Here is a 26,069-nt window from a genome sequence, read left to right on the forward strand (position 1 = left end):
TAAGCGCCATCGCCTGATATCTCAATGATTTTACGACGTGTCTGCTTGAGTAAGTTGGGGAGCACTTCGGCATCAGTTACGTTAGATAAGCTCAGCTCTGCTGCGACTATTTCGTGGGTGCTTGTATCTACCGCGATATGCAGCTTAGGCCAGACTCTTCGCTTCCCATCAGTTCCATGCTTCTTGACCTTCCATTCACCTTCGCCATCAACCTTGAGGCCAGTGGCATCAATTGCCAGATGTTGTATCGCACCTCTGGTTTTGTTTTTAAATGAAACCTCAACTTCCTTAGCTCGGCGGCTTATACAGGTGTAGTGCGGGCAAACAAGCGTGATGTTAGCCAGCTTAAATACGGAGTCTTGAAAACCTTGCAACGCTCTCAATGGCATAGAGAAAACGCGTTTCACCATCAGTGCGGTAGTAATGGCTAAGTCGCTGAATCGGCGAGGTCTACCACGCTTGCCTTGTTTGTTTTGCTTCCACTCGGCTATCGCTTTCTCATCAATCCAAAAGGTCAGAGAACCACGGTTGATTAAGGCTTTATTGTATTGCTTCCAGTTAGTTGTTTTGTAACGAGGTTTAGGCATGAGGCTACGACGATTGATGGGTATAGCCACGATCAGATCGTAGATTTTTGATTTAGTTCCACCGATTTAAGCAACATATATGGACGCACCTCTGGATGCAATTGCTAATTGAATGGTACGGTCGCTAACATATATCCGACGTCTATCTAGGTCAATAACAGACCAGCGCCATGATGTAATCCGCTCCTAACTGTCTATTCAAAGCCTCGGTTTCGATAAACCTGTTGCTTAATCAGAGTGTAGTAAGGATGATTCACCGTTTCTTCATCAGCTATTGCAAACTCAGTTGCTATTTAAAATGCTATATTTCATTAATTACAGTGGCTTAAAAGCACGATTGATATCGTACTCACAGTCGGTTGATAAAACACGCCAGACCACGCGACCGAGCTTGTTTGCCAAAGCGACTATAGCTTTAGCTTTCCCACGACGTGCAATCAGGCTTCTGAGCCAAACGCCCATAGGATCCATGCTGTTTGTTCTACACCGTACAACTGCGCGTGCGCCGTGAATAAGCAAGGTTCTCAAGTCGCGGTTGCCACTCTTTGACAACGTCCCTAGGCTACTTTTCCCACCCGAGCTATTTTGTTTGGGAACTATACCGAATCAACTTGAAGATGCTGGCTTGAGAACCTGAAAATTATCATTAATTCGAGATGTCAAAGAGCCTGCGATCTCTGGAAGAGTCACTGCAAAAAATTGGTCTATTGCCGCCTTGAAGTCCCGTTTTCTTTTGAAGTAAACGTTGTTCCTCGACTTCTCATTCATTACTTTCCATAGCCGCTCGATTGGGTTGAGGTTTGGACTGTAAGGTGGAAGATAATGCAGTTCAATATTCAGGACAAACGCCGCATCTTTGACTAAGTCACTGCGGTGATATCCCGCACCATCCAAGATGATATGAAGCTTATGAGCTAAGGGATAACTCTTTCTTAACTCACAGAAAAAGCGAACAATCGATTCACTGTTAATGCTCTCATAGTTGTGAACAATGGTTGCTCCAATATCCGACAAGTTCAGTGCGCCAATAATGTTCAATCGGCTACGATTACCCGTTGTTTCAATCACTTTATCCTGACCAGTTCGTATCCAGCCATGAGATATTTTTGTTGATAGTGTTGGGTGAACTGCGTCGATAAAGACTATCGATTCATCCTTGCCACAGCTTGCCTTTAACGCTTCATAAGCCTCTATAAATGCTTGCTGTTGTGCTTCATCAAACTTGTGTGGTACGCCTTTCGGTTGCTTGTAGCTAAAACCATTGTGGTGAAGCCATTTATTCATACCAGAAACCGTGTAATCCAGTCCAAATGTCTCTTTAACGTAAGTGACAATTTGATGCGTATGAGAATAGGTTTTCTCAGTCAAATGCTCGATTAGGTGCATGGTTTGAGTAGCAGAAAGCTTGCTTTGGCTTCCGCCATTTTCAGGCTTAAGTTTTTCAGAAAGAACGTAGTCGCTGAGATGACGAGCAACGGTCGATTCATGAATACGAAGAGCTTGTGAAATCATAGTCTGACTCCAGCCTTCAGAAGCCAGCAAAACAGCCTTAATACGGTCGCAAACTCGACTATCACGTTCAATGTCGTGCATTTGTTCGAGTTGCAGTTTCTGTTGAGGAGTCAGTGTAATTTTCATGGTTCGTAGCATGATCCTGATTCTATCGAAAATCAAGCATCTTCAATGATCACGGGTATAATCCACACCAAGCTGAGAATTGCCGCCCATTTTGAAACTGTTTGCCAGAGCCTACTTCACTAATAATTGCAGCAGTCAAAATCGGACCAAAACCAGGGATATTCTTAACTGCCTCATACCTCGGATGTTGTTGGCTCAATCTGGTTATGCTTTGAGTAACTTCATCAATTTCGTCGCTGATATTGATAAAGTTACAGTACAGTGTTTGCAGTAAGCTTCTCATAACATGAGACAACTGATTCTCAGCATCTTCAATCGCTAACGGCAAATGACTCCGCAGTGATTTAATAGACAAAGGGAAAACCACTCCGTACTCAGCGGCAAGTCCTCTGATCTGATTAGCAAGCGCTGTTCTGTTTTCCACTAAACGTTTACGAACACTGCGTATAGCTTTGAGGTCTTGTTGCTCAACAGACTTAACAGGAACAAAATGAATATCGGGTCTTGAAAAGGCTTCGCAAATAGCTCTCGCATCGTTGGCATCGTTCTTTTGTCGCCCAACAAATGGTTTTACGTGCTGAGCTGGGATAAGAGCGACCCTATGGCCCAGCTCTTGAAATATTCTTCCCCAATGATGCGAAGTTGCGCATGATTCCAGCGCAATAGCCGTTTGCTCTGGAAATTGACGGACTGTATCAAGAAGCTTGTCACGCTTTACCTTTCGGTTTGACAAGATTTGTCCATCAGCACTCAACACGCATACTTGAAAGAGGTTTTTGGCTATATCGATGCCGACAACTTTAATAGACATGATGATTACTCCTGTTCTTACTGGTTGCACCATTAGTTTGGTACATCGGTGCTAGAAGGGAGGTGCGTCCATCACATCAAAGCCTCTTGAAACTAAGTCCAGCGCTTCTATCATTACTTCGTTAATCTCAGTTAACCACTTTTCCATGAAAGCTCCTTAATCTATTAAATATCTTTTAGAACTGAAAATAACGAGATTAACAACACGAGAAAGTACATATAAGTACAAACGCATCCTTAGGTTAACTTCTTTCACTGCTCCAAAGTCAAATTAAGTAAACTCATTCAAACATTAAGCTAATTTAGTCAAAGAATCATACTCACACTGCCCTAGCTATTATTGTCAGACAGTTTTAAAGAGTCATACTGAACATCGCGTAAGTTATTGATAGTTGGTTGTCGTAAATGCAACCTTCAAAAATAAAGTATCATACTAAAAGGCAGGTTTTAGCATAAAAACTTCAGGTTCAAGACATTAACCTATTGATTTTTAGCTGGTATGAAACTTTATTACCTCGTCAGTATGATTCTTTATTCTCGGGTTCAATACTTTATTACTCTCACACAAATTTTTAAATTATCACGTTAGGGGCTACTCAACCGTTACTGCTTTAGCCAAATTACGAGGCTGGTCAACATCAGTTCCTTTGATAAGAGCCACATGGTAAGCCAGTAACTGCATCGGAATGGTATAGAACACCGGCGCGGTTACGTCACTGACATGTGGCATTGAGATGATTTTCATATGTTCATCCTCTTCGAAGCCGGACTCCTCATCAGCGAACACGTACAGCAATCCACCTCTCGCACGTACTTCTTCAACATTGGATTTCAGTTTTTCCAATAGCTCATTGTTTGGCGCAATCACCACTACCGGCATATCAGCATCTATCAAGGCCAGAGGGCCATGTTTTAATTCACCGGCGGCATAGGCCTCCGCATGGATGTAAGAGATCTCTTTCAGCTTCAATGCTGCTTCCATGGCAATTGGATAGAACTCTCCTCGACCGAGGAACAGCGTGTGCTGCTTGTCTGCAAAATCCTCTGCCAACAGCTGTATCTGTTTCTCAAATGCCAGGGCACTCTCGACATCGGCCGGTAGAGCATGGATAGCTTCGATTATTAGGGCTTCTTTAGTGCTATTTATTCTCCCCTGCTCTTTACCGATAACAGTAACCAGCATTAATAACGATGCCAGTTGAGTAGTGAACGCTTTTGTGGACGCGACACCAATCTCGGTTCCCGCCCGGGTCATGAAGGCAATATCAGCTTCACGGACCATAGATGAACCAGACACATTACAGATAGTCATGATGGCCATGTAACCGCGCTCTTTGGCCAAGCGCATTGCTGCCAGCGTATCGGCGGTTTCACCGGATTGAGACAGAGTAATCAACAGGCTATTAGGGCGAGTAACAAAGTTTCGGTAGCGGAATTCGGAGGCGATTTCTACATCGCAACTGACTCCACCAATACCTTCAAACCAGTAGCGTGCCACCAGGCCTGCATTGTACGAGGTCCCACAGGCGATGATTTGCACATGCTCTACTTTGCTAAGGATTTCAACCGCATTAACACCAATACTTTCTGTCACAACAGAATCTATATTGATGCGGCCTTCCATGGTGCTAGCCAGTGCTTGCGGCTGCTCAAATATCTCTTTCTGCATAAAGTGGCGGTAACCGCCTTTTTCGCCAGCATCTTGCTCAACCTTAGATTCGATGACTTCACGCTCGACAGGATTGCCTTTGGCATCATAGATTTGTACTTCTCGACGGGTGACTTCAGCGACATCACCCTCTTCCAGATAAATAAAGCGGCGTGTCACACTTAGCAAAGCTAACTGATCAGAGGCTAGGAAATTTTCCCCCACCCCAAGACCAATGACGATTGGACTGCCAGAACGTGCTACCACTAATCGTGATGGATCATTACGGTCAATCACTACCATGCCGTACGCCCCTACCAACTGCTGCGTGGTCTTTTGTACTGCTTCAAGCAAAGAGTTTGCTCCGCGCAACTCCCATTCTACAAGGTGAGCAATAACTTCCGTGTCAGTCTGGGATTCAAATCGGTAACCACTATCGAGTAAACGCTCGCGCAGGTCTTCGTGGTTTTCAATTATGCCGTTGTGTACCACTGCAATATCACCTGACATATGAGGGTGTGCATTGGCTTCAGATGGTTCTCCATGCGTAGCCCAGCGGGTGTGCGCAATACCGGTGCCACCGATGACTTGCTCCGCTTCTACAGCATGCGCCAATTCCTGTACTTTACCCAGGCGGCGAACCCGGGTCAGTTGGTGTTCGTTGTTTACCACCACGATACCGGCAGAATCATAACCCCGGTATTCAAGGCGACGTAAACCTTCTACAAGAATTTCTGCGACATCTCTTTGTGCGACTGCTCCTACTATTCCACACATAATATTTACTCCGTTAATTTCATAGCGTTGAAAAGCAATGCGTGTGCAACACAAACAATGCTTTGCTGTGTTTGTAAATAAACAGTTTGTTGGAAAAATAAAACCCGAAAGACGGGATGCTTTCGGGGTTTTTATTAAATTGAAAAAACTAACCTTACGGCACCTTAATCAAGTGAGCGGTTTACGGTAAATACTTCACCATTTTCATCCACTGTAGCTTTCAATTGATATTGGCCGCCATAATTGTCGCTGCTTTCCAGCCCTGTCATTCGAACGGTCACAGGACTATCGGCAGTAACGGTGACTGTATTGGCATTTCGATCCCATACTCCTCTTACATTAGCTTCGCTTGCGAGCAGTTTTTCTTTACTCATTTCACCGTTACTCAAGTAATCAATATTTATTATTGGTAACTGCATATAGGAATTATATTTATTCACGACGGCATTTAGCCAGTCATAAACCAGTGTATCTCCACCGCTATAATTACGCAGATTAGAGCTATGGAAGTAGTGAGGCCATGGTTTAAACGACAGCATATGACGCAATGTTGTTTCGGCTTCGGCTGCCAATATTTCGTCATAGTTGCGAGGCTCGCAAATTGATCCTGGATACACGTCACATGGTCTTCCCTCTACATAAAGTGGAGAAGTAGGATCTTCTTTATACCGTTCATAAAATATATAGTTATACTCATCAGTTAACTCTGCAGGCGTAGTTACATTGTAAAATACCGATGTTGGATAACGCGGCAACAACACCACACGACTTTTTGGCGCTGATGCTAAGTCCTCACAAGTATCAACCGGTATTGATGGTAAAAACTGAGCACTGTTTTGACATACACGAGACGAGTCAGATGCAAGATATTCTATGCCCAAATTTTCCAACACATCGACAAGCGCCATGTTCAACCCCAGAGGATACGGAGTCACCAAATCAGGCGAATATTCCCCATCTGAGTTTTCGGCATCTTCGAGTCCAGAGTGGTTACCGGTTACCAGTACTTTTGAATCATTTATATAATTTGGGAAATTTAGTTCCTCCCAAACTTTAAAGTTTTCGTTTATTTCATCATACGCGATACCGAAAGTCGCACCAGAACTGGTATACAGATCCCGGTGAGTCAGCGTATGGTTAATAAAGCGGAAATGATCTGCATTCGCTACTATCGCGTCAGTCAGAGGCTGAGAATCAGGCAAATATTCTATATAGAGTTTCGGACGATAACTTTCGTTATCTGCTTCTCGAGTATAAAGTTCAACCCAAGTGTTTTTCTTCGCTTTAACAAGGAACCCAAAATTATTGGATCCACCAGACTCTTTCCACTGATTTACAATCGAAGTGACGTCAGCTTCAATAATACCTTTGGTGTCTGTGCCATTGCTCGGCTTATAGGTATAACGAACACATGATCCTGTCCGCAATCTGTCTCGCCAGTTGGCTGACTCGTCCCAAGCTCTGTCTACCATGCATACATGCCCGCTAGGTGAGTGGACATTATTTGCTGTGGTAATAGTGAGTATTGCTCTCGCAGCCTCCGGATTACCATCAATTCCAGCAGGCAATTGAACGCTACCAAAATCGAACAATGCATGTTGTCTGTATATTTTGAAAATATTTAATGAATAAGCGGTTTTTTGATCGCCGTTGCTAGCACGGCGTCTTGAAGAATCAATATAGGTATCCTGCTGCGATTTTAAAGGTGGTCTTGCAGCTCCTATACCGTTAAAGGTGAAATCCAGTTTGTAATCAGACATCAGACCAGAATTACTGTTTATGAAGTTCGCGTTGGCGCTTACGACATTTTGAATATCTGCTGGCGTCGTGCGATAACTCAAGTTGCCTGGGGTTGTATTCGAAACAGGATCCCATATTTCATCTGCGATAAATATGTCATCTATATGGGCAGCCAGATAGACTTTACGCGAACCAATAAATACGCCTTGAGTTGCAAAGTTTAGGAACTCATAGTTCAATACTTGGGAGTTAATTAAATACCAAGAGTTAGTCACTGTTGAAAGCAGTACTTCACGCCCATCAGGATACTCAACTCTGGATATTAGAGCTTTGCCTGAAGCTTGGTCGATTAACAACGGTGTTGCGGTCGCATCAAGTACCACTTCTGGACTACAGTAAAGAGCACTACCTCTTGGTGTAGCCAGAAATTTTTCTCCTATCAACGCTACAGGCTGGTCTCGATTAACATATTCAAATACTTCTTTATCGTTGCTAGAGCCGACGGGAATATTCCAACGAGCGGTTAAATCACTATAAGTAAGATCTACTCCTTCCCAGTGCATGCCGTAATCTAGATCTAAATCTTGTTTCGCCCAGCACCATGGGATCGGGTCACCAGACATCACTGATTCGCGCACTTTATATTCCCGCTCATAATCATGAAGTAGCTGCCACTCTTCCAACGTAAAGGCAGAGTTCCATGGATTGCCTTCATTTGGGTAATAAAGAAATGAATTAGTTAGAATGATGCCGTTATAGTTGCCCTGACCGTTAGTGACCAGTTTACCCCAGTCTAGGACTTCAGTACTGGCATCAAGAACATCGTATGGCACTCCCATCTCATCCAGCATATCGTCGATTGTGTCCAGTCCGCGCGCATAATTTGGATTCAGATTACCATCTGAAGTGGTTTCATTTGTGTCCGCAGTAGGTGAGATAACCAATACCTTTAAGGCAACATTAGGAAGTGTGTCTGCCGAATATGAAGAAGCTGAAAACGACGACAATAAGCACAAAAGAAATATCTGTTTAACGCATATCTTTTCAGCAATGTGTCTAGAAAACATAATTGCTTATCCTTAAGAAAGTGTCTGGCTTCGATTTAAGCCGTTGTAACCCCAGGCCATCAGCTGTACAGCTGCATCACAGATTCTGATTTATTACGACGTCGGCCCCATGCTGCGAGCGCCCAGTTGACTTGGTTATACCAATGTCTTAAATGAGCACGGTTTCACGCGTTCAAGTGTAGACAAGGTCACAGTTTAGGCAAGTCTTAAAAATAATACTATCAATAGTCTATTTTTTCGGTTCCTTATAATGTGACAACGTGACAAATTACATTGGATCGTTCTGGAGGGTAATGAAGCGAGCCCTTTTCCAACGTGGGTTTCTAGAGAGTTGGCATCTTACTCATTGGCACAGAAATCTAATGCTATGCAAAAACTTTCTAGCTAATATCGTGGCAAAAGTAAGCCATTGGCGGTAACACTTTTAACGCCTTTTCCAGATGGCTTGACATAGCAGGTAGAGTTCAATATCGCATAATAAAGTGGTCCGTCTTTGTAATAATAAAGAGGCTGTGAATGAGCAAATATTAAATCTTATAATCAGCTCGCTTTATAAATCAATCAGATAACTGCATCAATCTATCGCAGTCTATTTATAACCAAGTTTTTCTATGTCTAAAGTGCAATGGTTTTGTTACTTTCCTTACCGGTAAATTTTCTCAAAATTAAGAAATCGTATTTAATATTTAGAGCCAAGTTTATTTTTTGCAATATATACAGAACGGATACACACTTTACCCAGTTCACATATGAGGCTAGGGTGTCGCATGCGATCTTCGATTATGATTTTTCTTTTAATAGGAAGTTTCAATGCTACCGCTTTTGGGAGTATGCCCTCCTCTATTGCCTTCTATTACAATCAGATTGATTCAGTACGTGAGTTAATGAATTATGACCGGGTGGTCGTCAATCCAATGCTTATTACCCCAAAACAGATAGCAACTCTTCAAACTTCCGGAACATTGGTATTCGCCTATCTTAGTGTGGGTGAATACAGTGGAGCGACACTGCCTGCGTCATTACTCGCAGACTCTCCATTAAAAAACCGCAATTGGAATAGCTATGTGATGAACCTGACTTCATCCAATTGGCAAACTTACTTACTCGACCAGGCCGCCTTACTCACCAATCAACACTTCGATGGTTTGTTTCTGGATACCTTAGATAGTTACACCCTGCTTAATCAAAGTGACTACGATTTGCCAGCACAACAAAGTGCCCTGATCAATATCTTGACTGCATTAAGCAACTCTCCCAACAAGCCTAAATTGATGTTTAATCGCGGCTTTGAACTACTGGATTCAATGTCTTTTAAACCTTATGCCGTGGTCGCCGAATCTCTATATCATAAATATGACCCTGCTAGTCAGGCATACAGTGAAACCTCGGCCAATGATTCCAAGTGGCTCAACAACCAGCTCGATCGTGTCAAAGCTAAAGGGATAGAAACCATAGTCATTGACTATATTCCTGCTTCACGAAGAGCCGATCAAAAACGGGCCGCTCAGCGCCTCATCGATGAAAAAAACACACCTTATATCAGTGACGGATTACTGTATGAATTTGGAACAAGTAGCGTCGAGCCAATTGCCCGGCGAGTATTGGGGCTCTATGATAGCTCGGACATGAATCCAGCGGCCTCTTCATGTCATCGTAACCTGGCAATGCCTATTGAATATCTTGGGTATGTGCCTGAATGTGTTGATATAAAGTTTGTTTCCTTAAATAACCTGGACATTAGTCGCTATGCCGGTGTAGTCATCTGGTTAGATGAAGGAGGGTTCCAGCAGTTTCCAGCAGTACAAAACTGGGTAAATCAACTGATCGGTTCCGTTCCGGTTCTGTTTATTAACGCCCTGCCCACCGACCCCAAATTGCTAGCCAAGCTCGGAATTCAAGCTGATGGAAAACTTTCCGGGAAAACAGAACAGCGAAAAGGCAAAGATTGGACGGCGGGACACTACCCGGTGTCATTCAGCGCGTTTGACTCCTCCCCTGCCTGGCAGTCTAACAATTCCAATGTCAAAACCTTGGTGTCTTTCGTTGATAAGTCTGGCAATGAGTCAACGCTCTTATTTAGTGCGCCTTGGGGCGGCGCGGCGTTGAGCCCACTACCCATGAATCACCTTGCCAATGGGCAGCAGTCCTGGGCAGTTGATCCGTTCCGCCTGATCGCAGTAACACTGAATCTTCCAGTGATTCCTTCGGCCGATATCACCACTGAATCAGGCCAACGTATTTTGACCAGCCATATTGATGGTGATGGTTTTGGGTCCAAAACCTGGCTACCAGATACGCCCACTGCCGGAGAAGTCGTTTATCAGCAAATCCTGCGCAAATACTCGCTTCCTGTTACCGTTTCTGTGGTTGCCGGAGACATAGCCAGCCGCGAAATAGCAGAGGCAAAAAGACAAGCGCTCACTCAGACTGCCAAAAAGATATTCAGCCAAAGCAATGTTGAAATTGCCTCGCATACCTATAGTCACCCAGAATATTGGTACCCGGATTCTGGCGACCAGAATGCCAAACAACCATCTTCTTCAACAAACATCCGACATGAGATAGTCGAGAGTACCGAGTACATTAATGCTCAACTCGCCCCTGCTAGTAAAAAAGCCAAACTGATACTTTGGTCTGGTCAGGCTGATCCGGACCAACAAGCGCTAACGGTGGCCACTAATGCACATTTGTTAAATGTGAATGGCGGCAACAGTTATGCCGTTAATGGTGCCGATGACTTGTCACGAGTTTCTGCTGCAATTCAATGGTATCCCAATGCTGTGCAAGTCTACGCCCCCATCGCTAATGAGCTAAGTTATACCCGGCAGTGGACCGCGAACTATGATGGTTACCGTCGTGTGCTTGAGACTTTTGCCATTCTGGGCGAACCTCGTCGATTAAAACCCATCAGTATTTATTTCAACATGTATTCTGCGGAGTACCCTGCCTCACTCCAAGCTCTGAAATCAGTCTATGACTGGGCAATCTCTCAACCGACAACACCACTTTTTCTCAGTGAGTATGCCTTGCGAGCCCAAAGTCTATACGAAACGGGAATAGCGAAAACGTTGGATGGCCGCTGGCAGGTCACCTCTTCCGGCGTAAAAAGCATTCGACTGGCCGATAAACTTGGTTATCCAGCAGGGCTGGATTTAGCAGGATGGAATCAAGCTAAAGATGGTAAATTCCTTATTCTTAAGCAACCTCGCACGGTGTTTTCGACTCATCCAAACGATACAAAAGCAGTCCGACTACAGAGTGCTAATGGTGTGCTGCTTAAATGGCAGCAGAGCGGAAGTGCTATCAATTGGTCAATACAGTCTCACCGGCCACTAGAACTGACAATCTATGGCGCTCAAGATTGCCAGCCACTTACAGGAGAACCTCTTAGCAAGCGCGTTATCTCAAAAGGTTCCATCCAGTTCCATTCATCGAAAAGCGGAGTTCTGTCCGGGACACTTCGCTGTGTACCTCTACGATAGTTAGAATATGAGGAGCTCATGATGAAAGTACGCGACAACCCACAAGAGCAATCTTACATAGCGAAGAATAAACCCAGAACTCGGCTAATCAGCAAGTCTGCTCTGGCACTTATCGCGGTCTTTTCGCTCGGCACGATGTGGTTTGTTGCTCCAACCAAGCTGATGTTAATTCAACTTATCGAGCAGTCCGCCTCTCCTCAGGTATCCCTGGCTTTTCTGAATCAGTTGTATGAGTTCGATCCGAAAAATCGTGATATCGTGAGGCAAATAGCCGATAAGTACGTCCAACTTGGTCAACTTGACGATGCCAGCCGTCTGCTGGAATCGATGTTAATTGACAGTAATGGCCAGCGAGACTGGCAGGCAACTGAATCTTATTTATCGGTGCTGCTCGCCCGCTACTACAATGCAAAACCAGAACAACAGCAGCAAGCTGCAGAGAAGTTAACCGCATTTTTTGATCAGATTAATGCTGTCCCTGATGACGAACTTGCCCGTCGTTTTGCCGATGCCGCCATTGGGTTTAACCTGCCTTTAAAAGGACTGAACTATTTATATCCGCACCTTGCAAGTGGTGTGACCGACTACGACGAGCTAATCTCTCTGGCATTACAGGGCGAAAACTACGATTCCGCATTATCGCTGAGCAAACAAGCGTTCCAGCATTCTGAAGATATGCCGCATGCGAACGCCCTGTTTGACCTGTTTACTGCCATAGATCAACCACAACTAAGTAAAGAATTCATCGAGCAGTATCAAGGCACTCTCGCTAACGCCCCTGATTTCCTAAAAGCATCAAGCGACCATTCAGAGAAAGTCGGCAATTTGGATGTCGCCCTCGAGCAACTCGACAAGCTGGTTAAAGTCGAGCCGGAAGCGAGCCACTATCGCCATAGTGCTGAAATTGCCGTCGCTTTGGGAGAACTATCCGTAGCAGCGTCCTCATTAAACCAAGCAATCGAACTTGAGGGAGACACACAAGATTATCAGGCACTGCACCAAATTTACCGCTGGCAGGATGATATCAAAAATGCTCAGGCGGTCGGCATTGCCCTCTTGCCTCTTTCCCCAAAAGAAGAGGAGCTTCGTAATGGTCTTGAAGACTCTCAGGCATTAAGTGATATCTACTATGAAGGGGTTTTTCTGGATGCCTTGGCCAAACAGAATCTGCTTCGCCAGGATGAATACTCACAGTGGGTAGATGCGATTGAAAAGTCTAAGGGAACAGATGCTGCGTTAAAAAGCGTTATCGAACTTGCACAAACACGCCCTAACGACTCGCAACTGATCAGCCATAAAATGCGGCTTTATAGCTATCAGAACAATAGCCGGGCGGCTATCTCGCAATGGCGTGATCTGCGTCGACTTCGCTCACCTACCCAAGAAGAAGCACTGATAGCCTCAGACATGTATTTAATGCAGCACCAACCCCAGCAAGCCTTAAATGCTCTGACCGCCCCCCGGAACTGGCTGAATGCAGAGGACCTATATCTGAAAAGCGTCGCGACGCTCGCATGGGAAAGCAGTAACCGCCCTGTTGCGGTAGAAAGTTTTAACCAACTCGCTGCTCGCCAGAGTGACCAACTCGACATCTATCGATACGTAAAAGTCCTTTCGCCCCTTGATAGCGAAAGTAGGGCGATGCTGGTCACGCTTTTTAAACAGATGGATAACGATCAAATTCTGCTGATGTTAATCGCTGAAAGCCAACAACGGGGCGATAGCGACAGTCTGAAACAGTTAGTTAATCTGGCCGCTAGTGCCCCATCGCTCGCCCGTAATTTAGGCGTGTTAAATATCCGTGTTCAGCTTGCTTTACAAGAGGGGAAAACTGATCAGGCGACTGAACTGCTGCAGACTATTTTGGAAATTTCTCCGTCTGACCCGACCGCTATAAACAACTTAATGTGGATAGCGATTGAAACCAACGATCATCAGCGCCTGTCAGAACTCTATGACCGTTATAAACTGGTATTGGCGGACGATGAGAATTTATGGCTTGCTTTTGCTACCGCCAATCAACAACTGGGCAACTTGGCTGAAGCTGGTCTTTGGTACAAACAATTGCTGCTCAATAGCGACGATCCTAACGTATCCATCCTGCTCAATTACGCGACATTGCTGGAAAAAACCGGCCAGTCAGATAAAGCGTACGAGCTGCGCAAATTCGTTCTCAATCAAAGGAAACAAGAACTACTGGCCAGCCAGGGGGGCGATGCCAGCTACCGGTCGCTAATCGCCATGTTTACCAGCCCTGCTTTTGCACAATCGATGATTGAGTTTGCGGCGACGACGGCACCGAGCCCGGAACGCACTGCCGAGCTGTACAGCCATTACCTGGCCAATAATCAAACCGATCGCCTGCTTTATTGGCAACAGAATACCGCGTTAGGCCAGTACCCTCTGCCTGATTGGCAGAAACTAGCCCTGGCGATGAAGCAGAACGATAAAGATGCCATAGAACGCCTGCTGGAAAATTCGGTTAATTTGCCCGTTACCGACAAGTATGCCGCGCTGCAGAAAGTTGGTCAGCAGCAAGCCGCATGGGATGAAGGCGAAAATCAGCTCGGCACCATACAGGATAAAGCCTCTGAAGCGCAGTTACTTAAAATGCATGCCCAGCAGAATCCGGATAAAAATCGCAGTCTACGTGGCCAAGTTTTATCGATTAGTTCATGGGATATCACCCGTTACAGCCTGGATTTCTATGCTCCGCACCCTTATGGCTTCTGGCGACTTGGCAGCGACTACCAGCAAACAAGCGCAACAGACAACCTTAAGGGTAATGATCTTAAGAACGAACGTCGCTTGAGAGGTTCGTACCACCAGCAATTTGCCGATAGCAGTGCCGAAATAGGTTTTGATGTCGCAGATGGTATTGGTGACCAACGGCTCGGGCTAAAAGGACATTATCAGTTTGCCATTAATGACGATTGGCAGGCTAAATTCAGCTTCAGCCTGAATTCACACACAGAAGCGAGCAAACTGTTAACCGTTGCCGGTCAAGACAATACCCTGGGCTTTAGCACCCATTATAATCTGACCAGCCGAGAATCCCTCTTTTTACGGCTCAACTATCATGATTTAAAAACTCGATTTGATGACAATATCGGCCAGGGCTGGGACATGAATCTGCACGCAACCGAGCAGCTATTTTTTAACGATCCCGCCTGGCAGGCATACGCCGATATTTCAACACACAGGATAAAACACGACAACTCACCTTTAACCGGGTTCAATAAGTGGTACCAGGGCAACACGCCTATCACAAGCAGCGATTTCATTGCAGACAGGTATCAGCGGTTGTCCATTGGTCAACGTCTGTATCACGGCACACCAGGTCTACCGGGCCCTACAGTACCCTCACCTCGATATTGGCTTGATACTTCACTCGGCTACAACACGGTCACTTCAAAGCCGGATGTCACTGTCAGTGCCGGACTGGGCTGGGAAATTATCGGTAATGATGAGCTTTACCTGACGACTAGCTGGCAAAGCCGGGATCGAAACGGTACTGAGTCACTGCGACTATCACTGGGCTACTACTACAGTTTCTAAAAGGACAATAAGATGAAGAATATCCTACTGATAATAATGAGCATGACCCTGTTCTCATGTAGCAATTACCAAATACCGGATAGCCCAACTTTTAATGCGGCAAGCTCATGGGCCATCATGCCAATGACCAACAATGCCAATACTCCAATGGCGGCAGAAAAAGCGGAACAATTGGTCGCCACGCAGCTTTATGCAAAAGGCATCAGAACGATTAGGTACCCAGCGACAAACAGCAATGATCTCCGCAGTGTGCTTGATTCAAGCGTTAAGCAGCAAAACGCCCAAGCGTGGTTAGCAACCCAACCGGTAGATTATGTCATTACCGGCTCTATCGAAGAGTGGCATTACAAAAGCGGATTAGATGGCGAGCCTGCGGTGGGTTTAACGTTAGAAATTCAATCCGCCAAAACTGGTGAGGTGTACTGGCGGGCGTCGGGCAGCCGAGTCGGCTGGGGACGCGAGAGTATTACAGGCACCGGTCAGGTTGTAATTGAAAACTTGCTCGATGGCATAGTCATCACTCGGCCATAGTAGCCAGTTTTCTGTCGACAAGAAAAACACATTAAGACTCAATGGTGCTATATGAGTAAACGGAACATTAGACAGATGGTAAACGGATATCAAAGCAACGGCGTGGCCTGGCTAGAGACGTCAGTTGTCACGTTGATCGTTATTTATATCTGGACTAAATCGGAATTACTGATGCCGCCATTTGTAGAGCAGAACTTTTTCTGGCCATTGATTGGTCCGATACTGATCGCATTGCGTTATGGGCTCGCCAAAGGATTAACCTGCGCTGTCGTAACCAACATTGCCATCGCTTATATCATGCAGCTAGACGGTAATCTTCAACAGTTCCCGCTCTCTCACGGGATCGGTATTGTCTTCGCCACCTTGCTGGCCGGTGAATTTCAAAATCACTGGAACAACACCAGCCGTCGTCTGTCGATAGAGCATCAGTATATGCGTGATAAGCTGGCTCTATTCACCAAAAACTACCACTTGCTTAAAGTGTCTCATGACCAGCTCGAACAGCGCACGGCTGGCCAGAGCAGCAGTCTTCGATCAAGTATTAAAGCCCTGGACAATATTGCGAGCCAGTACACTGACCATCGTCAGGAAAACCTTGCTGAACCTATCCTCAACTTAATGGCAGAAATTGGTGGGATAGAAGTTGCCGGGTTTTATCAGGTTAACGGGGGAAATATTACCCCTACTGCAGTAGCGGTTCGGGGCGAACAGCACCTGTTAGACCGCGCAGACCCAATGCTGCAAGAAATGTTGAAGGAGCAGCAACTGCTTTCCGTTGCCAAATTGTCTGAGCAACAGGAGCATAAGTCTCGCTACCAACTCTGCATTCCGTTGGTTAATACTCATGGTGAAATCCAGGCCGCTGTTTTGGCAGAAAGCACCAAGTTTTTCATGCTTAATCCGACCAATATTGCATTACTCTCCGTCATTGCTAACTATTCTGCTGACCTGTTGACTGACGAGATCATAGCCCCGACTCTACAACAGAATCAGGGGTCGCTGTTTCTCGACTATCTGGGCAGGGCCAGAAATAACAACAAACACTACGGAACAGACAGCTCTCTGATCGTCTGTATCGATATCAAAAACAAGCATCGACGAGCACTCAACTCTGCAATCGAGCATCACCGTGGATCCGATATTTACTGGTACTGTCAGACTGTCAACGGCCAGCAGGCACTTGCCGTGTTGCTGCCGATGACAACCTTGTATGGAGCGCAGCAGTTTGCTAATCGCCTCATCGAAGTGATTCCAGTAGAAATACCGTCCCTTAACGCCGATTTCAAAATCATCGGACCACTGTCAGTAGAAAAGGATTGGAATAAAATTCAACAAGTTATGGTGCGACTAGGAGACTTCTATGAAAATATGGCTGCTTCTTAGTGCTTTGGTGCTTGAGGGCATCAGTATATACATGGTAATCCAGCACCCTGTTACAACTCATTTTGAGCTATACGCGCTGGCTTACCACACTTTGGCCTGCGTCAGTTTGAGTGCCGCCTGCTGGCTAATGATGCCAACTAACTATCAGTACCCATTAGAAAGTTCGATGGGTTTTCTGTTTATTTTTAACTGGTTACTTCCGGTTATTGGCATGTTGGGAACGCTCGGTTCGCTGATGGTCGCACTGCATCTGCCACGTAAAGTAAGCAACGTCACCTGGCGAGCATATGAAGAAAATCCATTGCCGAAGAATCCGAAAAATATCCCCGTCGAACATTTGGGTGTTGGGGCTTTGCGTGAAATTCTGCTGTATGACAGCGATCCAGAAAGGCATTTACTCGCTATCTCGGCGATTCGTAATCTGCCCAATAAATACGCCGTGCCCATGTTGCAACTTGCAACAAAAGATCTGTCCGATGATGTAAGGTTACAGGCCTATGCCTCCCTGGAACGAATAGAGACGGAAATAAATGAATCAATAAGCTTATTAAAAAAGCAATTTGAGCATAAGGCAACAGCGCACAAAGCATATGAGCTTGCCCAACAGTATTGGGAACTTTGCTATCTTGGCATTGCTGAAGGCGTTTTGATTCAACTCTACTTAAAACAGGCCGAACAGTACCTGACTCAGGCCAATAAAATCCAAGAGTCTGCATCATCTAACCTTTTGTTAGGGAGAGTTTTTCTTAAGCAGAAGCGTCCATTAGACGCCATCCTGGTACTGAACAGCGCCAAAAACCAAGGAGCAATCACCAAGCAAGTTGCTCCCTACCTGGCGGAAGCAGCCTATATGATTGGCAATTACCGCGATGTACGACATTTCATTACTTACTTTCCAGATCAACATAGCGAGTTAACTAGCCAGATAAGAGAGTATTGGAAATGAAATTCTTAAAACGGAATCAGCCCAAGGAATCTGTTGACGTTTGCCTGCTACTTGAGGGCACATACCCGTATGTACGAGGTGGTGTTTCTAGTTGGGTACACCAGATCATTCTAGGTCTGCCTGAACTTAAGTTTTATCTTATTTTTCTTGGTGGGCATCCTGACCTGTACAAAGAACCGGCCTATCAGTTACCTGACAATGTTGTCGGGTTTGAGATTCACTTCCTATTGTCAGATGCAAAAAAATACAAACCCCGACTCTGCTCAGGCAACAAGACACATTTTGCAACATTACGTGCTTTCCTGTCCTATTTTAACAACAGTTCGACGCCTATCCCGAGTGAGTTGCTTCTCAGTGTTTCCAAAATACTTGGCAAACACGGTTATCTGACAATGGAGGACTTTCTTTACAGTCGCGCCTCTTGGGACATGTTGACCTATCAGTATACCTCTTATGCAGATACCGAATCGTTCGTCGACTACTTCTGGACCTACCGGAACATTTATCAACCGTTGTTCATTTTATCGAAAATATCGCAAAACCTACCGGATGCGAAAGTATTCCATAGTGTTTCAACCGGTTACGCTGGATTTCTTGGTGCGCTATGCCACCAAATCACGGGAAAACCTCTACTGCTTACTGAACACGGCATCTATACCAAGGAAAGAAAAATAGACCTGTCGCAGGCTGAGTGGGCCAATAGCCACCACGCCACACTGGATGTCTCTATGTATAAAGGGATGGATCTAATACGAAAGACCTGGGTGCAATTTTTTGAGCAGCTCGGACTCACCGCCTATCACCAGGCCAATAAAATCATCTCCCTGTTTGAAGGCAACCGACAGCGACAACACCAAGATGGAGCTCCGGATGACCGCACTCTGGTGATAGTCAATGGCATCAATGTGGATCGTTTTGAAAGAGCCTATCAACAAAGACCTTTGCACCCCCCTTTAGTCGTAGGTTTGGTGGGACGAGTGGTACCGATCAAAGACATCAAAACCTTTATTCGCACCATACGAATGGCGGTGGAAGAGCTGCCTGACCTGGAAGGCTGGATCATCGGCCCAACTGAAGAAGATCCAGACTACGTCTACGAATGCGATCTGCTGATCAAAAGCTTGGGCATGAGTGACAATATCAAAATGCTTGGCAGTCAGAACGTGGCGGAAATCATGCCGAACATTGGCGTAATGATGCTGACCTCTATCAGCGAGGCGCAGCCACTGGTGCTGCTGGAGGCAATGGCTTCAGGCATCCCCTGTATTGCAACCGAGGTGGGAGCCTGCCGCGAGATAATAAAAGGCGCTGAGGGGGAAGATGCCGCGCTCGGTTCCGCTGGAGAAGTCATTCCCATAGCCAGCCCTCAGGAAGGGGTCAACGCGATTACCCAAATTCTGGCAGATTCTGCAACGTGGCGAAAAGCCGGTGATGTCGGCAAGAAGCGAGTGCTTCGCTATTACAACGAAACCAGAATGTACGGTGCTTATCAAAAGCTGTATCAGGAGGCCATCAATGGCGGGGATTGGGTTTGAAATAAGGAAGATTCTGCAAAAAAACACGCTGCTGTCGATCATAGAAGCTTACGGCCTGGCAGGTATTATCAGTTCAGGCCCCTGGATACTGACGATCCTTGCCATGCTGGTTATCGGCCTGGTGACGCTTGGTATGAGCTTTCCCACCGAAGTCGTGATTCAGTTTTTGGTGATTGTCACCTACTTGATGGCAGGGTCGCTTATCATCAGCGGACTACTCCAACTCTTGATTACCCGCTATATTTCCGATCTAGTCTCCATCGGGCAAGAACATCGCATTTTACCGAACCTGCTTGGTGCTATGCTGATTATCAGCGTGTTGGCAGCTGCCGTCGGTGCTGCTGTGTTAAACCTTGCCGGTACTCTCGAGCCAACGCTGAAGATTGTTATCTTCACCACATTAATTCTGCTTAGTAATCAATGGCTAGCCATTATACTGTTGAGTGGCATGAAGAAGTACTATCGCATTTTGATAACAATGGCAATCAGTTACGGTTTGATGCTCGGCCTCAGTTTTTCTCTGCCACCCTCCGGTCTGTTGGGGCTGATGCTGATCTTTTGTTTCTGCCAGGGCATCCTCACGTTTGCCTTCTTGTATGACATTATCCGGGAGTTTCCTGCTGAGCGATTGATTTCGTTTGAGTTTCTTAATCCCCAAAAAACGTTTTATTCACTGATATTCTGCGGCGTACTTTATAACCTGGGGGTATGGTTGGATAAATTTGTGTTCTGGTTCAACACGGGAACCTCTCATCAAGTCATCGATGTATTCCGAGCTTCCTATATATATGACCTGCCAATTTTCATCGCTTATTTGGCGGTCGTACCTGGTATGGCGGTATTTATGCTCCATATGGAAACAGAATTTGCTGATGCGTGCATCCGTTTTTATCATGCTGTACGCAAAGGGGCAACCTTGACTAAAATTCATTCGCTGAAAAATAATATGGTTGTCGCCTGCCAGAAAAGCCTGTATGAGATATTTAAAGTTCAAGGAATGACACTGTTACTTTTAATTCTATGGGCGGAAGATATTCTGAACTTATTAAATATTGACTTAACCTACTTACATCTTTTTTATATTGATTTAGTCGGTGTTAGCTTACAAGTGTTATTTATGGCCATACTGAATGTCATGTATTATCTGGACAAAAGAATGTCAGCACTATGGCTGATATTGTTAATGGCAATTGGAAACGTCACACTATCCGCTATCACCATCATACTTGGACCGATTTTCTATGGCTATGGATTCGCCATCACTATGTTTATCGTATCAGTTATTGGCATGATAACTCTCGACAAGCAATTTGAAGACCTTGAGTATCAGACATTTATGCTGCAACGCCCATAGCCAGTAGGTAAACAGCAATTAGGTATCATTGATCACATGTCATCACCCCTACGCCATCTAGCTCGTAGCTCATTTTCCACAGAGATGAAATTTTAACACTGATAAAATATGGGCAAGCCAAATTTTTGTACGTATTCAGATCGGTTTCACCACTTTTACCGCTGGTATAATATTCCTGATTAAATACCGCCTTATTATTATTTAAAAACGTAATTTCATAGGATTGGCACTCATTACTATAAGCATAACACTGTTCATTTATCGCGAAGTCAAACGACGATACCAGATCATTTAATTGGTCGATATCGTTTTTTAATGCGATACTTAAGCTCCTGGCATGAGCTTCTTTGGCAAGCCACTTGTTATAGCTTAATTGGTGTTCTGGGGTAATTAACCCATGGGTTTCATCAGTATTATCAAATCCATCAACGTTATCCGGTTCAACCGCATCACAGCCATTATTTTTGGCCAAATCGAGCCTAGCAGCCATAATAGGCTTGATAGTATCGTTTAACGCCTGTTCATTGCCGATATTCAGCCAGGTTTCACCCGGCCAGTCTTGCATGTCTCCATCAGCGATGACGGAATCGGGAGTGAATTGGTCAGCATCGGGGCGCCAATTTTCTCGCGTCCCGGCACTAAAATAACAAATGACTTTTTTACCGGCATTTTTAAGTTTCATAATTAGGCTATTGGTGCCACCCTCTATACCGTCGAACAGATCGATATCGTAAATGCCAATGTTGGGATCAATCGTCATGTCGCCATAGTTTTGCAGTTGCCACATCCATCTAGATCCCGGGGTAGGAACCCACATTTCAGGGGGTTCTACCGGCGGTGGTTCTATAGGTGGAGGGTCGACAACGGGTGGATTTTCAGGACTTGGAGGATCTGTTTCAATTTTTCCTGAATCACAAGCTGTTAATAAAGTCAGACTGATAACAACAGCAAAAGTTATGTCTTTGCTATACTGCTCGATAAGTTTCATTGTCTTTCTCTACTTATTATGAAAAGCACAATTTATCATTCATAATCTAATAGAAATCTTATGGGTAATAGATGTATATTATATGAAATAAATACCACACCATTAATATTAAATTATTCTACGCTATAGAGTTAAGTATAGTCAGCACCAACTACCCAAATGTCAACTTTAACGCTTGTCTCAATTGTTAAACGAAACAGAACTGCGCCAGAGCAAAACCACTCAATGCAGTTGAACGATATGATGCGCTTTACGAATAACACGTTACAACCTAAAACTGTAAGGTTAAACGGTCTAAAACTATCGAAGCCTATTCTCGACCTGTTAGCCGAATTACTCAGCTCTTTGATTGCTGTAGTGATGAACTGACCAAAGAGCTACTTCTCTAGTTTGATCGACTCCCCCTTTATGGATCACTGTCAAACAAACTACCCGATATAAGCCCACTACTTTTAATTCTGATGGTGATGTAGAACATCCTGCCATTAACATAACTAAAGATGAGCTTAAGCCTACAAGATACATTTTTGTAATGATTCCCTTCATTGCTGCAAAGTTTGAAGGGCAAAAATGAAAAGCCCAGTAAAAATGGGCTTTAACTTAATAAAATATACAGATATGAAAACACTATAAATTACAATTACTTTATGCGAAATATAACTATTACAAATTACTTATTAGCTTACTATCTGTCAGCTGACATCGTTCGATTGACACGAGGAGCAGATTCGGCAACCTAAACCGTCATCAACGTAAAGCTAATAGACTAAGCGTAGGCAAGTTGAGTAAATATCGCAACCACATCAATACAGTTTTTTTAAGCTGCATTTCTTAAAAACTTAGTAGACTCGGAGTGAAAATTGCCTTGTATATATGGATCGAACGCTTGCTCAACTCCTAAACATTTCTTTTCACTGCATTCTCCCATTATATTGGAGTTACGGCTTGGACGTAGCTTCATAACCTGTGGGATTATTTGATTGCCACTTCCAAGTATCCGCCGTCATTTCCGCGACACTGCGCGTTGCCTTCCAGCCAAGTTCACGCTCTGCTTTTTCAGTACTCGCCCAACACTCTGCAATATCACCCAGTCTACGTGGGCACAACTCATAAGGAACGGGCTTGCCGCAAGCTGATCCAAATGCTTCTACCATTTCAAGAACACTTGAGCCTTTACCTGTACCAAGGTTATATATGTGTAATCCTGATTTTTTTCCTACTGCTTTAAGCGCAGCAATATGGCCATCAGCTAAATCCACCACGTGGATATAATCGCGAATTCCAGTTCCATCAGAGGTTGGGTAATCGTTACCAAAAACAGACAGTTTTTCTCGGCGGCCGACAGCTACTTGAGCAATAAACGGCATTAAGTTATTTGGAATACCGTGTGGATCTTCACCCATGCACCCCGATGGGTGGGCACCTACCGGATTAAAGTAACGCAGTAAAGTGATACTCCAATCGTTTTCAGCATGGAATAGATCGCTCAGACATTCTTCCACCATATATTTGCTGCGACCATAAGGATTAGTGGTTGCGCCAGTTGGCGAATCTTCAGTAATAGGCACAACGTCCGGATCCCCGTATACGGTTGCGGAAGAACTGAAGATAAGACTTTTCACTCCCGCTTTACGCATGCTGCGGGCCAATACCAGTGAGCCATTCACGTTGTTGTCGTAATATTCTAGTGGTTTCTCAAGCGACTCACTTACCGCTTTTAAACCTGAAAAGTGAATAACAGCTTGGATATTGTACTTAGCAAATACCGAATCCAAGAAAGCTTCATCACGTACATCACCTTGATGAAACTCAGGAAGCTTCCCTGTTAACGCTTCAATTCGACTTAGGACTTCGACTTTGGAATTGCACAAGTTATCAAGAATGATTGGCTCGATACCTGCTTCAATCATCTGTACACATGTGTGACTGCCTATGTAACCCATACCGCCTGTAACTAGTACTTCCATCATTGATTCTCCATAACTACCTGCTGATTTTTAAAACTTGAATATCACTACCTCTTCCATGATAGTAAACTTAACTCAGAAGGTATCACCATTAATAAATACAATAGTATTTACGAATGGGACACTTTATCACTCATGCAGTGGTTAGATATATCTCTGAGTGCCATATCTTCATCATTCAGCAGTAGATACCTGAAGCAGCCAAAACTCTCGAATCAAAGACTTTCATTTCTGCTATTAATACTCGACCAGAATAGGATGATGGTCGAGTATCAATAGCTTAGATAACAATGTTATTTATTCACAACGAACAACATCTTTTCCATCTAATGCGTAGCCAACTTTCCAGTTTGATGAAATTTTCACTTCTGTAAAGTAAGGACATGCTGAGTATTGGAACGTATATTCGTCAATTTCTCCACCTCTACCACGAGTGTAATATTCCTGATTAAATACCGCTTTATTTTGTTTTAGGAAGTTTTCTTCGTACGTAGTACATTCATTTCCGTAAGCAAAACATTGTTCATTGATCGCATAATCAAAATAGTCGACTAGTTCGTCAGTCTGGCCAATATCATTCTTAAGGCCGATACTTAATCCTTTCTCGTGCGCAGTGGTCGCAAGCCATTTGTTGTAGCTTAGCTGATCTGCTGAGCTGATGTAACCTTGAGTTTCTTCAGTATTTTCAAATGCGTCTACGTTGTCTGGTTCTACACCGTCACATCCATTTTGCGCGGCAAGCTCTAAACGCGCAGTCATAATTGGTTTGATGCTGTTGTTTAATGCAGTTTGGTTGCTGATGTCTAGCCACACTTCACCAGCCCAGTCTTGCATTTCGCCGTTTGCAATTACAGAATCCGTAGAAAAGTCGCCAGCATCTGGTCGCCAATCTTCACGCGTACCAGCGCTAAAGTAACAGATTATTTTTTTGCCTTGGTTTTTGAGATTTGAAATCACACCTTCGTCGATGCCGTCAAAAAGGTCGACGCCGTAAACTTCTACTTCTGGGTCAATGGTTACGTTGCTATAGTTTTCAAGTTGCCACGACCATGTTGTACCCGGTGCAGGTATCCATCTGTCGCTGCTAGTGCCCGTATTGTCTGTACTACCTGTATTGTCGGTAGTGTTATCAGTTCCAGGGTTGTCGGTGCTCTCTGTACCGTCGCTAGTGTTATCAGTTCCGTTTTCAATAATGATTTCGTCTGAAACTAGAGAGATATTAACCGTCGCAGTCGAACTATTAACACCGTCACTGATGGTATATGTGAATGAATCTGTTGTTTCAAACTTTCCGTTAGGTATATACCTGATCTTACCATTATTTTTGATACGTACTTTTCCGCGAGAAGGCTTAGTGACGGTGATATTTGGCTTTGTAGCATAGGTATCGTTGACTAATACGTTGATAGTAGTCGCGGTTATTTCTGTTATTTCTGTTATTTCAACGTAGTCGTTTACAGCTAGTAAATTGTCTGTTGCTGCAATAGATATTCCGGGATTTGCTAATAGATAAAAAGGAGCTATAGCAGCTACGCAAAGTTTAGTAAATTTGTTCTTGTTATTGCCAGACTGAGTAGATTTTAATTTTTCCAACTTATATACCTATAAAATTTTAGTTAAAGAATAAATTATAAAAATAACTTCCCGTGACGAACAAATTCGACAAGTAGAAAATAAATTAGATTATTATCTCAAAGGAGGAGGTTAAAGTATTTATTAAGTTTACATGATATTATTTATGATTTTACGTTTTCCATTTTTACAGGAGTATAGAATACGCTTTAATTCATAAGTTGGGATAATGTTACCAGCAAATATGTTCAATAATCAAACAAAAACAGGTCAATTTAAAGTCAAATTGATTTTTGATCGAGAAAACAGAATGATATATACTTGATTTGCAATCATGCTCATATTGTCAATACAAAATTTTACGATTTAAATAAGAGATTAATTTATATAAATCGTCTTTATTTAAAACTATACCCGTTCAACTTGAAGATGCTGGTTTCAAAATCTGAAAATTATCCGTAATTCTAGATACCAGTGAGCCTGCAA

The 26,069-nt window shown here is 44.2% G+C and carries 15 protein-coding genes and 2 pseudogenes; 8 read left to right on the forward strand and 9 right to left on the reverse strand.

The features are described 5' to 3' along the window. From R7Q39_RS28775 to R7Q39_RS28800, 6 genes and pseudogenes are all read right to left on the reverse strand, one after another. On the reverse strand, nt 1–587 hold a 587-nt coding region (locus R7Q39_RS28775), incomplete at its 3' end, for an IS5 family transposase (RefSeq protein ID WP_318077174.1). A gap of 315 nt (nt 588–902) precedes the next feature. Continuing rightward, nucleotides 903–1,190: pseudogene (locus R7Q39_RS28780) on the reverse strand (transposase); the annotation flags it as partial. Between the two features lie 3 nt (nt 1,191–1,193). Then, nucleotides 1,194–2,225 carry an IS630 family transposase gene (locus R7Q39_RS28785; RefSeq protein WP_001927356.1) on the reverse strand — a complete coding sequence of 344 codons (1,032 nt, stop codon included), beginning with the start codon at nt 2,223–2,225 and terminating at the stop codon, nt 1,194–1,196. Between the two features lie 52 nt (nt 2,226–2,277). Further along, nucleotides 2,278–3,036: pseudogene (locus R7Q39_RS28790) on the reverse strand (IS110 family transposase); the annotation flags it as partial. Between the two features lie 591 nt (nt 3,037–3,627). Then, nucleotides 3,628–5,460, reverse strand: coding sequence for a glutamine--fructose-6-phosphate transaminase (isomerizing) (glmS, locus tag R7Q39_RS28795; RefSeq protein ID WP_225478268.1), 1,833 nt, complete (start codon nt 5,458–5,460; stop codon nt 3,628–3,630). Between the two features lie 164 nt (nt 5,461–5,624). Further along, entirely contained in the window at nt 5,625–8,267 is a 2,643-nt protein-coding gene (locus R7Q39_RS28800) for a DNRLRE domain-containing protein (protein WP_225478267.1), read from the reverse strand. Between the two features lie 767 nt (nt 8,268–9,034). Here R7Q39_RS28800 and R7Q39_RS28805 point away from each other — a divergent pair. From R7Q39_RS28805 to pelG, 7 genes are read left to right on the forward strand one after another with little or no spacing between them, the layout of a single operon-like run. After that, nucleotides 9,035–11,749 (forward strand): endo alpha-1,4 polygalactosaminidase, encoded by a 2,715-nt coding sequence (locus tag R7Q39_RS28805; RefSeq protein ID WP_225478266.1) that lies wholly within the window; start codon nt 9,035–9,037, stop codon nt 11,747–11,749. An 18-nt stretch (nt 11,750–11,767) separates the two neighbouring features. Next, complete coding sequence (locus tag R7Q39_RS28810) at nt 11,768–15,307, forward strand: tetratricopeptide repeat protein (protein ID WP_225478265.1); 3,540 nt, start codon at nt 11,768–11,770, stop codon at nt 15,305–15,307. A gap of 12 nt (nt 15,308–15,319) precedes the next feature. Continuing rightward, complete coding sequence (locus tag R7Q39_RS28815; protein ID WP_225478264.1) at nt 15,320–15,838, forward strand: hypothetical protein; 519 nt, start codon at nt 15,320–15,322, stop codon at nt 15,836–15,838. A 51-nt stretch (nt 15,839–15,889) separates the two neighbouring features. Beyond that, nucleotides 15,890–17,221: a GAF domain-containing protein gene (locus tag R7Q39_RS28820; protein WP_225481800.1), complete on the forward strand. Its 1,332-nt coding sequence runs from the start codon at nt 15,890–15,892 to the stop codon at nt 17,219–17,221. Continuing rightward, on the forward strand, nt 17,199–18,167 hold the full coding sequence (locus R7Q39_RS28825; RefSeq protein WP_225478262.1) for a HEAT repeat domain-containing protein: 969 nt from the start codon (nt 17,199–17,201) through the stop codon (nt 18,165–18,167). The genes R7Q39_RS28820 and R7Q39_RS28825 overlap by 23 nt, the downstream gene beginning before the upstream one ends. Continuing rightward, nucleotides 18,164–19,702, forward strand: coding sequence for a GT4 family glycosyltransferase PelF (pelF, locus tag R7Q39_RS28830; RefSeq protein WP_225478261.1), 1,539 nt, complete (start codon nt 18,164–18,166; stop codon nt 19,700–19,702). Before R7Q39_RS28825 ends, pelF begins: the two co-directional genes overlap by 4 nt. Then, complete coding sequence (pelG, locus tag R7Q39_RS28835; RefSeq protein WP_225478260.1) at nt 19,683–21,056, forward strand: exopolysaccharide Pel transporter PelG; 1,374 nt, start codon at nt 19,683–19,685, stop codon at nt 21,054–21,056. The genes pelF and pelG overlap by 20 nt, the downstream gene beginning before the upstream one ends. 25 nt (nt 21,057–21,081) lie before the next feature. On the opposite strand, the gene R7Q39_RS28840 is transcribed toward pelG, so the two are convergent. Continuing rightward, on the reverse strand, nt 21,082–22,044 hold the full coding sequence (locus R7Q39_RS28840) for an endo alpha-1,4 polygalactosaminidase (RefSeq protein ID WP_318077175.1): 963 nt from the start codon (nt 22,042–22,044) through the stop codon (nt 21,082–21,084). Nucleotides 22,045–22,203: 159 nt separating this feature from the next. On the opposite strand from R7Q39_RS28840, the gene R7Q39_RS28845 reads away from it, so the two are divergent. Then, a complete protein-coding gene (locus R7Q39_RS28845; protein ID WP_318077176.1) occupies nt 22,204–22,413 on the forward strand; it encodes a hypothetical protein in 210 nt (69 codons plus the stop codon). Between the two features lie 569 nt (nt 22,414–22,982). Here the strand turns inward: R7Q39_RS28845 and galE are convergent. Beyond that, nucleotides 22,983–24,011: a UDP-glucose 4-epimerase GalE gene (galE, locus tag R7Q39_RS28850; protein ID WP_318077178.1), complete on the reverse strand. Its 1,029-nt coding sequence runs from the start codon at nt 24,009–24,011 to the stop codon at nt 22,983–22,985. Nucleotides 24,012–24,308: 297 nt separating this feature from the next. Then, the gene (locus tag R7Q39_RS28855; RefSeq protein ID WP_318077177.1) at nt 24,309–25,604 is read right to left on the reverse strand and encodes an endo alpha-1,4 polygalactosaminidase; all 1,296 of its coding nucleotides are present in this window, start codon (nt 25,602–25,604) and stop codon (nt 24,309–24,311) included. Between the last annotated feature and the right edge of the window lie 465 nt (nt 25,605–26,069).

The organism is Vibrio sp. 947 (assembly GCF_033339115.1).
Classification (GTDB): Bacteria; Pseudomonadota; Gammaproteobacteria; order Enterobacterales; family Vibrionaceae; genus Vibrio; species Vibrio alginolyticus.

What these genes read in the sequence shown, in the direction of transcription:
- R7Q39_RS28840 (WP_318077175.1), bottom strand. Translation starts at nt 22,044, where the DNA reads ATGAAACTTATCGAGCAGTATAGCAAAGACATAACTTTTGCTGTTGTT.
- R7Q39_RS28820 (WP_225481800.1), top strand. Translation starts at nt 15,890, where the DNA reads ATGAGTAAACGGAACATTAGACAGATGGTAAACGGATATCAAAGCAAC.
- R7Q39_RS28815 (WP_225478264.1), top strand. Translation starts at nt 15,320, where the DNA reads ATGAAGAATATCCTACTGATAATAATGAGCATGACCCTGTTCTCATGT.
- R7Q39_RS28810 (WP_225478265.1), top strand. Translation starts at nt 11,768, where the DNA reads ATGATGAAAGTACGCGACAACCCACAAGAGCAATCTTACATAGCGAAG.
- R7Q39_RS28825 (WP_225478262.1), top strand. Translation starts at nt 17,199, where the DNA reads ATGAAAATATGGCTGCTTCTTAGTGCTTTGGTGCTTGAGGGCATCAGT.
- glmS (WP_225478268.1), bottom strand. Translation starts at nt 5,460, where the DNA reads ATGTGTGGAATAGTAGGAGCAGTCGCACAAAGAGATGTCGCAGAAATT.
- R7Q39_RS28800 (WP_225478267.1), bottom strand. Translation starts at nt 8,267, where the DNA reads ATGTTTTCTAGACACATTGCTGAAAAGATATGCGTTAAACAGATATTT.
- R7Q39_RS28785 (WP_001927356.1), bottom strand. Translation starts at nt 2,225, where the DNA reads ATGAAAATTACACTGACTCCTCAACAGAAACTGCAACTCGAACAAATG.
- R7Q39_RS28805 (WP_225478266.1), top strand. Translation starts at nt 9,035, where the DNA reads ATGCGATCTTCGATTATGATTTTTCTTTTAATAGGAAGTTTCAATGCT.
- pelF (WP_225478261.1), top strand. Translation starts at nt 18,164, where the DNA reads ATGAAATTCTTAAAACGGAATCAGCCCAAGGAATCTGTTGACGTTTGC.
- galE (WP_318077178.1), bottom strand. Translation starts at nt 24,011, where the DNA reads ATGGAAGTACTAGTTACAGGCGGTATGGGTTACATAGGCAGTCACACA.
- R7Q39_RS28845 (WP_318077176.1), top strand. Translation starts at nt 22,204, where the DNA reads ATGTCAACTTTAACGCTTGTCTCAATTGTTAAACGAAACAGAACTGCG.
- pelG (WP_225478260.1), top strand. Translation starts at nt 19,683, where the DNA reads ATGGCGGGGATTGGGTTTGAAATAAGGAAGATTCTGCAAAAAAACACG.